This is a genomic window from Aeromonas sp. FDAARGOS 1416, assembly GCF_019048085.1.
Classification (GTDB): Bacteria; Pseudomonadota; Gammaproteobacteria; order Enterobacterales; family Aeromonadaceae; genus Aeromonas; species Aeromonas veronii.
Map to the genome: position 1 here is coordinate 2,428,504 of NZ_CP077301.1, position 13,413 is coordinate 2,441,916.

General features: G+C 56.7%; 17 protein-coding genes. 1 reads left to right on the forward strand and 16 read right to left on the reverse strand.

Translation table 11 applies throughout. From position 1 onward, the window contains the following. Nucleotides 1–188 precede the first annotated feature (188 nt). Entirely contained in the window at nt 189–533 is a 345-nt protein-coding gene (locus I6L46_RS10715) for a Grx4 family monothiol glutaredoxin (RefSeq protein WP_005353650.1), read from the reverse strand. 287 nt (nt 534–820) lie between these two features. Between I6L46_RS10715 and sodB the strand changes: the two genes are divergently transcribed. Further along, nucleotides 821–1,405, forward strand: coding sequence for a superoxide dismutase [Fe] (gene sodB, locus I6L46_RS10720; protein ID WP_216975426.1), 585 nt, complete (start codon nt 821–823; stop codon nt 1,403–1,405). Between the two features lie 112 nt (nt 1,406–1,517). On the opposite strand, the gene I6L46_RS10725 is transcribed toward sodB, so the two are convergent. From I6L46_RS10725 to I6L46_RS10795, 15 genes are all read right to left on the reverse strand, one after another. Then, entirely contained in the window at nt 1,518–2,330 is an 813-nt protein-coding gene (locus I6L46_RS10725) for a VacJ family lipoprotein (protein WP_216975428.1), read from the reverse strand. Nucleotides 2,331–2,415: 85 nt separating this feature from the next. Beyond that, nucleotides 2,416–3,684, reverse strand: coding sequence for a c-type cytochrome biogenesis protein CcmI (gene ccmI / locus I6L46_RS10730; RefSeq protein ID WP_216975430.1), 1,269 nt, complete (start codon nt 3,682–3,684; stop codon nt 2,416–2,418). Further along, nucleotides 3,681–4,160 carry a cytochrome c-type biogenesis protein gene (locus I6L46_RS10735; RefSeq protein WP_017788562.1) on the reverse strand — a complete coding sequence of 160 codons (480 nt, stop codon included), beginning with the start codon at nt 4,158–4,160 and terminating at the stop codon, nt 3,681–3,683. Before I6L46_RS10735 ends, ccmI begins: the two co-directional genes overlap by 4 nt. A gap of 11 nt (nt 4,161–4,171) precedes the next feature. Beyond that, entirely contained in the window at nt 4,172–4,702 is a 531-nt protein-coding gene (locus I6L46_RS10740; protein WP_216975432.1) for a DsbE family thiol:disulfide interchange protein, read from the reverse strand. Further along, nucleotides 4,699–6,654: a heme lyase CcmF/NrfE family subunit gene (locus tag I6L46_RS10745; protein WP_194496009.1), complete on the reverse strand. Its 1,956-nt coding sequence runs from the start codon at nt 6,652–6,654 to the stop codon at nt 4,699–4,701. Before I6L46_RS10745 ends, I6L46_RS10740 begins: the two co-directional genes overlap by 4 nt. 82 nt (nt 6,655–6,736) lie before the next feature. Beyond that, on the reverse strand, nt 6,737–7,228 hold the full coding sequence (ccmE, locus tag I6L46_RS10750) for a cytochrome c maturation protein CcmE (protein ID WP_005334685.1): 492 nt from the start codon (nt 7,226–7,228) through the stop codon (nt 6,737–6,739). Beyond that, the gene (ccmD, locus tag I6L46_RS10755) at nt 7,225–7,431 is read right to left on the reverse strand and encodes a heme exporter protein CcmD (protein ID WP_005353657.1); all 207 of its coding nucleotides are present in this window, start codon (nt 7,429–7,431) and stop codon (nt 7,225–7,227) included. The genes ccmE and ccmD overlap by 4 nt, the downstream gene beginning before the upstream one ends. A gap of 2 nt (nt 7,432–7,433) precedes the next feature. Next, a complete protein-coding gene (locus I6L46_RS10760) occupies nt 7,434–8,174 on the reverse strand; it encodes a heme ABC transporter permease (RefSeq protein WP_216975434.1) in 741 nt (246 codons plus the stop codon). A 170-nt stretch (nt 8,175–8,344) separates the two neighbouring features. Next, a complete protein-coding gene (gene ccmB / locus I6L46_RS10765) occupies nt 8,345–9,013 on the reverse strand; it encodes a heme exporter protein CcmB (RefSeq protein ID WP_005353658.1) in 669 nt (222 codons plus the stop codon). Between the two features lie 4 nt (nt 9,014–9,017). Beyond that, nucleotides 9,018–9,662, reverse strand: a complete 645-nt coding sequence (ccmA, locus tag I6L46_RS10770) for a cytochrome c biogenesis heme-transporting ATPase CcmA (RefSeq protein ID WP_005353659.1) — start codon at nt 9,660–9,662, stop codon at nt 9,018–9,020. 198 nt (nt 9,663–9,860) lie between these two features. Beyond that, nucleotides 9,861–10,238, reverse strand: a complete 378-nt coding sequence (locus I6L46_RS10775) for a DUF2802 domain-containing protein (protein WP_168176983.1) — start codon at nt 10,236–10,238, stop codon at nt 9,861–9,863. Nucleotides 10,239–10,266: 28 nt separating this feature from the next. Further along, on the reverse strand, nt 10,267–10,755 hold the full coding sequence (locus I6L46_RS10780) for a chemotaxis protein CheW (RefSeq protein WP_005298836.1): 489 nt from the start codon (nt 10,753–10,755) through the stop codon (nt 10,267–10,269). A 69-nt stretch (nt 10,756–10,824) separates the two neighbouring features. After that, on the reverse strand, nt 10,825–11,697 hold the full coding sequence (locus I6L46_RS10785; protein WP_204385218.1) for a chemotaxis protein CheW: 873 nt from the start codon (nt 11,695–11,697) through the stop codon (nt 10,825–10,827). After that, nucleotides 11,694–12,488 carry a ParA family protein gene (locus I6L46_RS10790; RefSeq protein ID WP_005334696.1) on the reverse strand — a complete coding sequence of 265 codons (795 nt, stop codon included), beginning with the start codon at nt 12,486–12,488 and terminating at the stop codon, nt 11,694–11,696. The genes I6L46_RS10785 and I6L46_RS10790 overlap by 4 nt, the downstream gene beginning before the upstream one ends. Before the next feature lie 4 nt (nt 12,489–12,492). Continuing rightward, a complete protein-coding gene (locus I6L46_RS10795; RefSeq protein WP_005334698.1) occupies nt 12,493–13,413 on the reverse strand; it encodes a flagellar motor protein MotB in 921 nt (306 codons plus the stop codon).

Below are 13,413 nucleotides of genomic sequence, written 5' to 3' on the forward strand. Positions count from 1 at the left end.
ATGGATTAAAAAAAGTAATCAGACATTGGGAAATAATATAATTAACAACTCCAAAACAAAGCCGTAAATATTAGATTTTTCAGGGCAATTGCGTTGCTTTTGCAACCGGCAATCAGTTGCTTGCCTGCCAGAACCGGGACAATAAAAAAGGGAGCCTATAAGGCTCCCTCTCGACAACACAGAACCGATTACTCGGCTGCCGCATCATCTTTCTTGTACTTGGCAGCAGTCTCTTTGATCAGAGCCTGCAACTCGCCAGCCTGGAACATCTCGATCATGATGTCACAGCCACCGATCAGCTCACCTTCAACCCACAGTTGCGGGAAGGTCGGCCAGTTGGCGAATTTTGGCAATTCGGCGCGGATATCCGGATTCTGCAGGATATCAACGTAGGCAAACGGCTCGCCGCAGGACATCAGAGCCTGGGAGGCCTGGGCAGAGAAGCCACAGCTGGGTAGCTTGGGGGAGCCCTTCATGTAGATGATGATGGGGTTGTCAGCCAGCTGCTGCTTAATCTTTTCAATAGTTTCCATAGGTGCCTCACTAGAGCGATTTCGGCGGCCATTCTACTGCAATCTTGCCCGAGCACAAACTGACAAAGGGGTGACCCGGCTCGAATTGTGCAAAGAACCCACACAGGATTGATCGCGATCATGGCGCCAATCAAGGGTTGTTAGGCCATCTTTGATACTGCTACAATCCCTTGGCTTTGGACTTTCCTGTCCCACCATTTTAAAAACAACTCTTTTCACATTGGAAAAGAGTACGCAATGTCTTGCAACCGTCGCGCTCGCACGGTCCAGCCAATGGAGAGTAGAAAATGGCATTCGAACTTCCCGCTCTGCCCTATGCAATCAATGCTCTGGAACCGCACATCTCCCAGGAGACCCTGGAATACCACCACGGCAAGCACCACAACACCTACGTGGTCAATCTGAACAATCTGGTGCCGGGTACCGAGTTTGAAGGCAAGTCTCTGGAAGAGATCATCAAGACCTCCAACGGCGGCATCTTCAACAACGCTGCCCAGATCTGGAACCACACTTTCTACTGGCACTGCCTCTCCCCGAACGGCGGTGGCGAGCCGACTGGCGCCCTGGCTGATGCTATCAACAAGGCATTCGGCTCCTTCGCCGAGTTCAAAGATGCCTTCACCAAATCAGCCATCGGCAACTTCGGTTCCAGCTGGACTTGGCTGGTGAAGAAAGCTGACGGCTCTCTGGCTATCGTCAACACCTCCAACGCTGGCTGCCCCCTGACTGAAGCCGGTACCAGCCCGCTGCTGACCGTTGACCTGTGGGAGCACGCCTACTACATCGACTTCCGCAACCTGCGTCCGAAGTACATGGAAACCTTCTGGGCTCTGGTTAACTGGGAATTCGTGGCCAAGAATCTGGCTGCCTAATCCGCTTCGCTTGCCAAAACGCCCCGCACTGCGGGGCGTTTTTTTATCTCTATGTGGCTGCGAGAATGAATAAGGCGCCCGCAGGCGCCTTTTACATATCGAGATAGCCCGTTTACTGGTCCAACTCGTCCATATATTCATCCAGATTGGCATCGTCGGCCTGCTCTTGCTGAGACGCTTTCAGCTCGGTCTGCTTGCCCGTCACCTTGCCCTGGTTATATTGCAGGTAGAAGTCCTTGGTCAGCGCATAAGGATCGAGGGAGTTGTCGATGACCCGCTCCTGATCGATCAGCTTGGCACGTGTGCCCAAGCCATCCAGTGCCCAGTGTGCAACCTTCATCGGGAAGGTTAACAGGGCATAGGGGAAGTAGAAGCTGTCAATCGCATCGCCAACCAGCTCCCGGGTGGTAGTCGGGCCGTAGACAGGCACCATGATGTAGGCACCATTACCGATATCGGCCCTGCCCAGCACGGTGTCCATTTCCAGCTTGTTACGCTCGAGGCCAGCATGTTTGGCCACATCGAAGATACCCAGCAGACCGACCGTGGTGTTGAGGGTAAAGCGCCCCAGGTTGGTGCCCGCCCCCTTCAAATCACCGGTGATCAGATGGTTCACCATGCTGCTTGGCTCATCAAAGTTGGCAACAAAGTTGGCAATGCCATCCTTCACCCCTACCGGAATGTAGCGGGCATAGGCATGTACCACTGGACGTGCCACATAGGGTTCCAGCACATCATAGTTGACCGCCCACATGGCCCGGTTGGCCCCCTGGAAGGGATCGCGCGGATCGGCCGCCGTACTGGTTGCGCCCGGATTATTCATGCCGGGATTGAGATCCAGACTCTCTGGGCCAGGCTTGGGTGGGCCACCGGCACAGCCAGCCAGCAAGAGGGCTGCCAGTATGGCCCCTGAACGAAGATACATATGATTGTCCTGACGTTTTATTTTGATTTATCAGAAGTATAGATAACCCGGCCCCTATCCAGGGGCCGGGTTATCCAAAGGCATATTAGAGGGCGTGATCGATGCGGATGTCAATCGGAGCAGCAGGGATCTCGGCCGTCTTGACCGGCACGGATACCCCTTCGAAGGCTCCTTCCTTGTTCATCACATTGCCACCGCGCGAGAGACGTGCCTTGAACTGCAGCTCCGGATAGGCCGCCAGTTTGCTACCTTCCATCATGGCATCGCCATCCCCGAGTGACAGGGTAACAGGCAAGGTTGGCCCTGCGATACGCTTCACGGCGATGGGCATAGGCGGCCCGTTGGGCACCACGGCAAAGACGAAGAGATGGGCATCTTCCGGCATCTGAATGCCCGCCGCCAACGTGACGTGGATGGGGAATTCCCCCTCCTTCACCGCCAGCGGTTGTCCCTCAACTGCGCCCGCTTTGGCTGCGCCTGAATTCGTCACCTCGATGCCGCGCTGCTTGAGCTGCGCGCGGGCATACTCCATGGAGCGCTCGACCATCACGTAACGGGGGGTACCTTTCTCCATCAGTGGCAACATCGCCTGCCAGCGAGCCAGCGCGGTCTGGAAGTCCTCTTTTTGCAGCGCCATAAAGGCATAGACGGAACGCGCCTCGATATTGTCCGGATCCTGCGCGATAGCAGCCTGCAACAGGGCATCCGCTTGCGCCTCATCCCCCGTCATCATCAGCGCCTGCGCATAAGGCACCGCCACCAGCGACTTCTGGGGAGCCAGCGTGTAGGCCCGCTCCAGCGCCTCGCTGGCCATCTCGGGATCATTGCCATCCAGCGCCAAGCGTCCCAGCAGCAACCAGCCGCGGTAGTCGCTCGGTTCATCCTTGAGGCGGGTACGCAGTGCCAGCGTGAAATCCAGCAGATCCTGCTCGGTCACCTTGGCATCCCGCTCCACCAGAATGCGGTTGCTCAACTCGCCAAGACGGCCGCTGGCATCTTGCCAGCGACTCACCTCTTGCCAGGAGCCCAACTTGTAGTAGAGCCCCAGGCTCACCACCAACAGCACCAGCACACCCGGGATCCAGATCAGACTCTTGCCACTGCGGGCGGTCTGCTCCACATCAGGGATATCATCCAAGAGGCTTCGTTGCAGCTCGACCAGCGAGTCGGACTCCTCAGCCAGAACACCCTGCTCGCGCTCTTCGCCAATTTCCAGCAGCCGCTGGCGATAGAGCTGTTTGTTGAGCGCCGAGCGACTGATACTCTGTTTGCCTTCACCACGCCACAGCGGCACGACGAGCGCCAGACTCACCAGCACCAGCAAGCCCGCAATCACTATCCAAAAAGCGGTCATTGTTTCTCTTCCTCTTTGAGCAGCTCGGCCAGTCGGCGCTGCTCCTCCTCGCTCAAGGCGTTATCCAGTTGTTTTTTCACCGCAGGTGGCCGGCGGCTGCGCATCACGACCACGGCGCCACCGATCAGGATCACCAGCAGCGGGCCGAGCCAGAGGATCAGGGTGGAGGCCATCAGGGGCGGGTTATAGAGGATAAAGTTGCCGTAGCGGGCCACCATGTAATCCACGATCTCCTCTTTATCCTTACCCTCGCGCACCATCTGGTAGGTCTTGTCGCGCAAGTCCTTGGCCAGCCCAGCATTGGAGTCGGCGATATCCTGGTTCTGACACTTGGGGCAACGCAGCTCCTTGGTCAGTTCACGGAAGACCTGCTCCTGATTGTCGTTGTCGAAGGTGTAGACATCGATAGCGGCCATGGCGGGCGCTTGCACCACCCATCCCAGCAACAGCAGCAGGGAAGCAATAAATACTCTCATCAGGACTCCCCTCACTTCATGGCATCAAAGATGGGTTTGAGGGTCGACGCCCAGTTCTCGGGGTTGATATCCCCCACGTGGCGATACCGGATGATCCCCTTGCTGTCGATAAAGAAGGTCTCCGGCGCGCCGTATACCCCGAGATCCAGCCCCAGCATGCCGTCCGGATCATAGAGGTTGACATGATAGGGGTTGCCCAGCTCAGCCAGCCATTTGATCGCCTTGTCGCGCTCATCCTTGTAGTTCATGCCGATGATGGGAATACCCTGCCCTGCCAGCTGTTTGAGGTAGGTGTGCTCGCCGTAGCAGGTGGGGCACCAGGTGGCCCAGACGTTGAGCAACATGGGGCGACCGGTCAGGATACTGCGATCGTGCTGCTTGTTCAGATCGTAAATGTCCTGCAAAGTGAACACCGGCACCTCTTTACCCACCATCACGGACTCAAGCTTGGTGGGATCGGAGTAGAGCCCCTTGAACAGGAACACTGCCCCCAGCAAAAAGACGATAAAGGGGATTAAAAACAACCAGGTCTTTTTGTTCATGCCTTGGCCTCCTCCTCACGACGGCCGAAACGGTAACGCTTGTCGAGCATCGCCAACACGCCACCAATAGCCATAAAGACGCCGCCGAACCAGATCCAGCGCACGAACGGCTTGTAGTAGATCCGCACCGCCCAAGCACCGTTGTCGAGCTGTTCCCCCAGCGCCGCATAGAGATCGCGGGTGATACCGGCATCGATGGCCGCTTCGGTCATCGGCATCCGGGTCACCTTGTACATCCGCTTCTCCGGCTTGAGCAGGGCCACCTGCTTGCCATCCTTGTGCACTTCCAACACGCCCTTGAAACCATCGTAGTTGGGGCCGTTCTTCTCTTTTATCCCGGCAAAGACGAACTCGTAATCGGCAAAGTGCACCCGATCACCCGCCTGCATTCGCAGATCCTTCTCGATGCTGTAGTTCTGGGTGCAGGCGATACCAATGATGCTGACTGCCAGCCCCACGTGGCCAAGAATCATGGCCCAGTGGCTGTTGCCAAGCTTGCGCACACCGACTGCAAAGCTGTGCTTGTGGGTCGCCCGCGCCCAGGTCTCCTGCACGCTGGTGACGATGATCCAGGCCCCCAGACCAATCCCTACCGCCGCCCACGGCTTGAAGGTTTCGGCAAAGAGCTGCGGCAACAGCAAGGCTGCGGCCAGACTCAGCACCAGTGCCACAACCACCTTGCTTTTGAGTTCCCCCAGCTCCTGACGACGCCAGCGAAACAGCGGGCCAACCCCCAGCAGCAGGGCAAACGGGATGATCAGCCAGCTGTAGATGTGGTTGAAGAAGGGGGTACCGATAGAGATGCTCCCCAGCCCCAGCTCCTTGTGCACCAGAGGCAGCAAGGTACCGAGCAGCACGGTCAGCAGACCCGCCACCAGCATGATGTTGTTGCAAAGCAGCAGGGTCTCGCGGCTCCACAGCTCGTGTTTACCGTGGCTCTTCACCTGCGAGCCTTTGAAGGCAAACAGCAACAAGGATGAGCCGATCACCGCCAGCAGGAAGCCGAGAATAAACAGGCCGCGGGTCGGATCCGAGGCAAACGCATGGACCGACACCAACACGCCGGAGCGCACCAGGAAGGTACCCAGCAGGCTCAACGAGAAGGCGGAGAGGGCCAGCAGCACGGTCCACGCCTTGAAAGTGGCGCGCTTCTCGCTCACCGCCAGCGAGTGCAGCAGAGCGGTACCCGCCAGCCAAGGCATAAACGAGGCGTTTTCTACCGGATCCCAGAACCACCAGCCGCCCCAACCGAGCTCGTAGTAGGCCCACCAGGAGCCGAGCACGATGCCCAGGGTCAGGAATACCCAGGCCGCCATGGTCCAGGGGCGCGACCAGCGAGCCCAGGTCGCATCTAGACGGCCGGTCATCAGCGAAGCAATGGCAAAAGCAAACGCCACCGAGAAACCCACATAACCCATGTAGAGCATCGGCGGATGGAAGATAAGACCCGGATCCTGCAGCAGCGGATTGAGGTCACGACCATCGACCGGGAAATAGGGCAAGGTGCGGGTGAAGGGATCGGAGGTGAACAGCACGAAGGCAGTGAAGCCGACCGAGATCAGCCCCAGCACACCGAGTACCCGGGCCACCGCATCGAGCGGCAGACGGCGGCTGAACATGGCCACCGCCGCAGTCCAGCCCCCTAAGGTCAGAACCCACAGCAGCAGGGAACCTTCGTGGGCGCCCCATACGGCGGAAATGCGATAGGCCAGCGGCAGCAGGCTATTGGAGTTAGTGGCCACATACTGCACGGTGAAGTCGTTATCGATAAAGGCCCAGGTCAGGCAGAGAAACGACAGCAGCAGCAGCAAGAACTGGGCATAGGCGAGCGGACGGGCCGCCGACATCATGCCAAGACGCCCCCAGCTGGCGCCCAGCAGCGGGTAGCTGCCCAGCAGCAGGGCGGTGGCAAAGGCCAGGATCAGCGCAAACTGACCTAATTCCGGGATCATGAAGGCATTCCTTTCAATTGAACGGTGACAACAGCCGCACCACGCACGGCAGGCAAAGCGGAAAAGGCAAACACCACAGGGATCACTGCTTGGCTCCCTTCAACTGCGCCTCGGTATACTCCGGCTTGAAGTGCATGCCGTTGGTGGCATCGGCCACTTCCGGCGGCATATAGTTCTCATCGTGCTTGGCCAGCACCTCGAACGCCTCTACGGTCGTGGCATCCTTGAGGGTGCCCTGGGCAACAATCCCCTGCCCTTCACGGAACAGATCCGGCAGGATGCCGTCAAACTCGACCTTCACCAGATGACCGCCGTTATCCACCAGCTTGAAGGCAACCTTGAGGCTCTGGGGATCCCGCTGTACCGATCCCGGCACGACCAATCCACCGATGCGCAGGCGCTGCCCCTCTTCCGGCTTGATCTTGTCCGGCCCCTTCCCCTCCACCAGCTCGCTCGGGGTATAGAAGAGGTCGATATTCTGACTGAGGGCGTAGAGCACCAGCCCGCTGACGGTAGCCAGACCCAGGGTGATGGCAAGAATGATGGTGAGGCGTTTTTTGCGTCTCGGGTTCATAGGGTGTTCTCCATCTGCTGGGCCGCCTTGCGACGGGCCTCACGCGCCTGCTTGCTGCGCAACTCGGCGAGCAGGCTGCGGGTTTTCATGCGGGTAGAAATGATGATGCCGACCAGACACACCAGCGTCAGGCCAAAAGAGAGCCAGACATAAAAGGCGTAACCGCCCATCGCCATAAAATCACTGAAAGAGGCAAAGTGCATGCTTACTTCTCCTGCTCTGCAATCTCTTTGACCCAGGGGCGATGCCACTCCCGCATCAGGAGTTCATTGCGAAAACGCATCAGGGTCAGGGCCCCGAGAAATGCGGCAAATGCCAGGATCATGATCAGCAGCGGCCAGAGCATCTCGGGTGAAATGGAAGGTTTGTCAAATTTGGTGATGGTGGCCCCCTGATGCAGGGTATTCCACCACTCCACCGAGTAGTGAATGATGGGCAGGTTGATCACCCCGACCAGCGCCAGAATGCCGGCCGCACGGCCAGCGACCACCTTGTCGCTGAAGGCGTTGTAGAGAGCAATCACGCCGAGGTAGAGAAACAGCAGGATCAGCTCAGAGGTGAGCCGTGCATCCCACACCCACCAGGTACCCCACATCGGTTTGCCCCAGGCGGCACCGGTAAAGAGGGCAATAAAGGTAAATACGGCGCCGACCGGCGCAATGGCTGCAACCGCCATGTCCGCCATCCGCAGCTGCCACACTAGGCCGATAAAGGCGGCCACCGCCATGGTGGAGTAGGCCCCCATGGAGAGAATGGCGGAAGGCACGTGGATATAGATGATCCGGAACGAATCTCCCTGCTGGTAATCCGCTGGCGCAAACGCGAGGCCCCAGACAGTACCGATCACAAACGAGAGCAGACTAATCACCGCAAACCAGGGCAACAGCGTGCCTGCCAGCTGATAGGCCCGCTCCGGTTTGGCATAAGGGTGCAACCATTTCCACATAGCTCACAAAACCTTTTTGTTATTAATCGTTTGGCGAGGCCTACCATACCGACCGCAGGGCAGCATCAAATACCCCGAAAGCAATAAGCGGCACTCTCCTTGATCCATCGCAACATTATTTTTTGCAAAAAGACTCCGTTCGGAGCCAAATCCGGTTCAGCTCACGGCCATCAGTTGAGGCTGACCCGCAACGCCGCCGACACAGCCAGCGGCGTCAGTGTCAAAGCCCCCACCAGCATGGCGGCCAGAATGGCAAGCTGCCCGCCATAGGGCAAGCTCATCCCCGCGGCATCGATGGCTGAGGTGGCAAAAATCAGTACCGGAATATAGAGCGGCAGGATCAACAGACTAAGCAGCACCCCGCCTTTGCGCAGTCCCACCGTCAACGCGACTCCGACCGCGCCGAGCAGACTCAATACTGGAGTGCCCAGTGCCAGCGTCGCGACGACAGCCAGATAGGTGTTCATATCCAGCGACAGCAAAATCGCCAGCAAGGGAGAGATCAGCAGCAGCGGCAAGCCGGTCAGCAGCCAGTGAGCGACCACTTTCGCCAGCGCCAGCAAGCCCAGAGGGTGCGGCATCAGCATCATCTGCTCCAGCGCGCCATCGGCAAAGTCATCGCGAAACAGCCGCTCCAGCGACAACATGGCCGCCAATAGCGCCGCCACCCAGATAATCCCCGGGGCAATACGGGCCAGCAGTTTGGGCTCAGGGCCAATCCCTAACGGAAACAGGGTGATGACGATGAGGAAAAACCAGAGCGGGTTGAGAATATCGGAACGCTGGCGCAGAGCCATCAGCAGTTCACGGTGAATAAGGTGCATAACAGCGCGCAACATGGCGTTACTCCTGCAATGTCGATGCGAAGGGGGTCAACGAGATAGTCTTCAGCCGTCCTTGCATCAGGGTCAGATCCTGATGGGTGGTGAGGATCACCATGCCGCCCCGCTCGGCGTGGGCCAGAAAGAGCTGCTCGAGCACCTTGACCCCCTGCTTGTCGATAGCGGTAAAGGGCTCATCGAGGATCCAGAGCGCCGGTTTTTGTGACAGCCAGAGTCTGGCCAGAGCCACCCGGCGTTGCTGACCGGCAGAGAGTTGCCCGGTCGGGTTCTCTTCAAATCCAGCCAGCCCTACCCGGGCCAATATCTGCCACAAGTCAGTCTCTGTTTGCTGCGGGTGATGCAACTGCTGGTAGAACTTCAGGTTTTCAAAAGGGGTCAGCGCCGCTTTGACGCCGGGCTGATGGCCGAGATAGAGCAGATTGGCATGATACTCATCACGACAATGACGAATATTCTCCCCATTCCAGCACACCTCACCGGCAAACGGCTGCGACAGCCCGGTCAACAACCGCAACAGGCTGGTCTTGCCGACCCCGTTGGGCCCTTCAATTTGCACCAGATCGCCGGGCGCAACAGAGAAAGAGAGGTGTTCAAACAGAGTGCGATCTTCGCGCACGCAGCTCAGATTGTTAACTTGAAGCAGCATGGGGATTTTTTCAGAGAAAATGAAGCGGTCTGCATCTTAACACAGTATTGGAATACGTCTTTTCAAAGATGCAACAATTGAACTGACTGGCGACCGGGATCACAAAGAAAATATGGTAGAAACCGCCTGCTCAACGCAGCTGGGGGGCAAGCGGCTGCACGCCATAAAATTCAGGAAGGCAATTGCCTTCCTGAATCATCATGAGCGACCTTTTCGCAACGATATCAAGAGCTCAGCCTCTGCCTTTGGCAACTCGCACTCACTCATGACTTCATCAAGATCGGCGCCCAGTTCGACCATCTTTGCCGCTCGGCTGTAGAGCCTGCGTTCGGGATCCTGCATGGTCAGCTCTTGCTGGCGCTCATTGACCTGCTGCATCGCCCCTTCCACCGACTGCAGACGCTGCCCCATGCCAATAGCGCCGGTATGGAGTTCCATCATCTGCTTGCGCAAGCTTTCCAACTGACCTTGCAGGGTTGCCACACTGGCCTCGGACTCCTGCTTGCTGCGCTTGCTCCTGAACCAAATATAAGAGGCAAACGCCAAGGCAATCAGGGACATCCCCAAGGCAACCATCTCAATTATCAAAACATCACCTTACTTATCAGAGGGAACCGATATCTTCCCACTCTTCATCGGAGAGCAGCTTGTTCAAGTCAACCAGGATCAGCAGTTGCCCATCACGGTTGCTCACCCCCTGAATAAACTTGGCGCTCTCTTCAGTACCGACCGCAGGTGCCGCATCGATTTCGGAAGAGCGCAGATAAACCACTTCTGCCACGCTGTCGACCATGATGCCAATCACCTGCTTCTCGGCCTCGATGATCACGATCCTGGAGTTTTCACTCACATCACCGGAAGGCAGACCGAAACGGGAACGGGTATCGATGACAGTCACCACATTGCCACGCAGGTTGATGATCCCCAGTACGTACTCAGGCGCACCCGGCACCGGTGCAATTTCGGTGTAGCGCAACACCTCCTGAACCTGCATCACATTGATGCCGTAGGTTTCGTTTTCCAGTTGGAAGGTTACCCATTGCAGCACTTCATCTTCGGCCAGATTCTGTGCAATATTGCGCTTTTCTGTCATGTTTTTATTCCTTTTATGAAAACGTCTACTGCTAAAACTAGCAATAAAACAGCTCGATTGCAGAAGTTATCAGCGACCTTCTATGTTAACCCCACGCTCCAACAACAGGAGCAGTTCGCGGACGTGTAACAGGGCACACATTTTTTCTTTGACCATGCCAGCCAACCAGGGGCGCTTGCCCTCCTGATGGCGCCATTTCACCTGGTCACGGTGTAACAATTCAGTCCCTTTGAGATGGTGACAGGCTAATCCCCACGGCGATTCACCAAGCATAATCAGATACTTGTAATCATCCATCTCGAGATGCTGACCCGGCATGACCCACTGGGCAGTATCGACCACATTCATCTTCTGCTCGCGAGAGGTCATGATCCCCTTGTACCAGCCAGGCTGGCCAAACAGGGAGGTGATCTCGCCCAGCTGATGAATACCACCCAGCTCGGTCAACGGCACAGCAAACGTCACGCCCGCGACTTCAAAGAAAAGGGCCTGAAACTCTTTACCGGTATCAATATTTTCCCAGGCAACAGGTTCACTGGCCTCTACCGGAGCAACCTCCAGCGCCGTCTCGGTCAGGATAGTAGTATGGGGCTCCGCAACCTCGGGGAGCAGCACCTCCGCAGGCCACTCAGGCTCCACCGGCAGCAGTGATTCCTCTGCCACAATCTCCAGCGGTGCGGTGAGAGTCGCTTCCTGGATGAAGGCGTCATTCTCAAACTGGACTTGTCCCACCTGAGCCAATAGCTCACCAAGTTGGGCAAGCCGTGGATCGCTTTCGAGGTATGGTGCGGCGACTACCTCGGGGACGCTTTGGGGCTGACGTTGCAACTGTAAAACAGGGGCAGATTGAACCTCTTCTACCTCATCCAGCACCAGTGGCTCATCGAGCAGCAGGGAATGGAAATAGTCATCCATCGCCCGAACTTGAATGGTATCTCTCATGCCGTCACCTCATGAACCCGTTGCCGCTCAAGGGCATCAAGATGATTGAGCAGCGTTTCATATGCATAGGTTCCACGACTCCCGGGAGAATAGATAGACGGGGGGATATGCAGCAAGCTGGCATCCCGAAACTTGGTATCAATAGGGATCACCGCATTCCACACTGAATCTCCATATTGATCCTTGATCGACTTCAAGGTCATCAGAGAGGCACGAGTGCGCTTGTCGAACATGGTCGGGATCACGGTATAGCGAAACTTGTCACGCTTGGAACGCTGCATGATCTCGAATGTTTTCATCATCCGCTCCAACCCCTTGAGGGCCAGAAATTCGGTCTGGACAGGCACCAGAATGCGATCGCAGGCAGCTAACGCGTTGACCATCATCACCCCCAGCACTGGTGGGCAATCGATCAGCACGTAATCATATTGATCCTGAATGCGCAGCAGTGCCCGCTTCAGTACCAGTCCCATCCCCTCACGATTGCCCATCACCCGATCAAGGGTCGCCAAGGTAATAGATGCTGGCAGTAAGTTGATATTTTCAAACTTGGTCTTGAGCGTCAGTTTATTGACAAGCTCGGCTGTCGGTTTGACAGCTTGAAACAACTCATAGAGGGTTCCATCCAGGCGATCTGAATCAAAATCAAGATATGCAGTCAGCGAAGCATGGGGGTCGGTATCAATCAACAGCACCCGCTGGCCACGCTGGGCCAGGATCCCCGCAAGCGAGACCACTGTGGTGGTTTTACCCACACCACCTTTCTGGTTGGCAACCGTCCAAACAATCACTGTATCAATCCTGCCTTGTTGTTATGCGTATGCCACCACCGGGCAAGGTGATCACCTTTATCTCTCCTGCATCCACCGCCTGCTGTACAGCTGGAACCGGTTCAGCAACTACCGTCGGTGTTGCAACCACAGGTGCCGGCGGCACCCAGGCAAATTTGGAGATAGCGACCACAACCTTGCGATTCTGCAGTCTGCCCTGCTCGCTGCCGTTGTCAGCAAAGGGGGAAAACTCACCATATGCCTCGAACGCCAGACGCTGAGGGGCGATCCCATCAGCAATCAAACCATTGAGTACCGCTTCGGCCCGAGCAGCAGAAAGCGCCCAGTTAGAACGATAAATTTCATTATTTATCTGTTGGTTATCGGTATAACCCCGAACCCTTACATAGTTATCGACCGGTTTGAGAATACTTGAAAGAGTATTAATGACCGGTGCAGCGTTTGGTCCCAAAAAGGCACTGCCGCTGCCAAACAACAAGCCGGAACTGAGTTCAACCGTCAGCCAGTTCTCGTCTTGCGTCAGTTTGACGATACCGGCATCCACCAGCGAGCCCATGCTCTGTTGCAACTGCATATCGAGTTTTGCAAGTGTCGCGCCATCTTGCAGCACTGGCACACCAGAAATAGGAGCAAGTGAAGGAGAGGGGGATGCAGGGCTTTCCAGCAACGATGGAGAGGCAGATACCGGGTTATCCAGCAGGGAATTACCCTGCCCTTCAAGCAAGCCATTGCCGCCAGACTGCATGACACTGAACGCCTGGCTCATACCATCAATCACCGCGCGATACTTGTCCTTGTTCACCAGAGCAACAGAGTAGAGCACCACGAACAAGGCAAAGATCAGCGTCATATAATCGGCATAGGAGACCAGCCAGCGGTCAAGATGCTCGCGACCCTGCAAGTGCAACCGATAACGCTTGCGCAT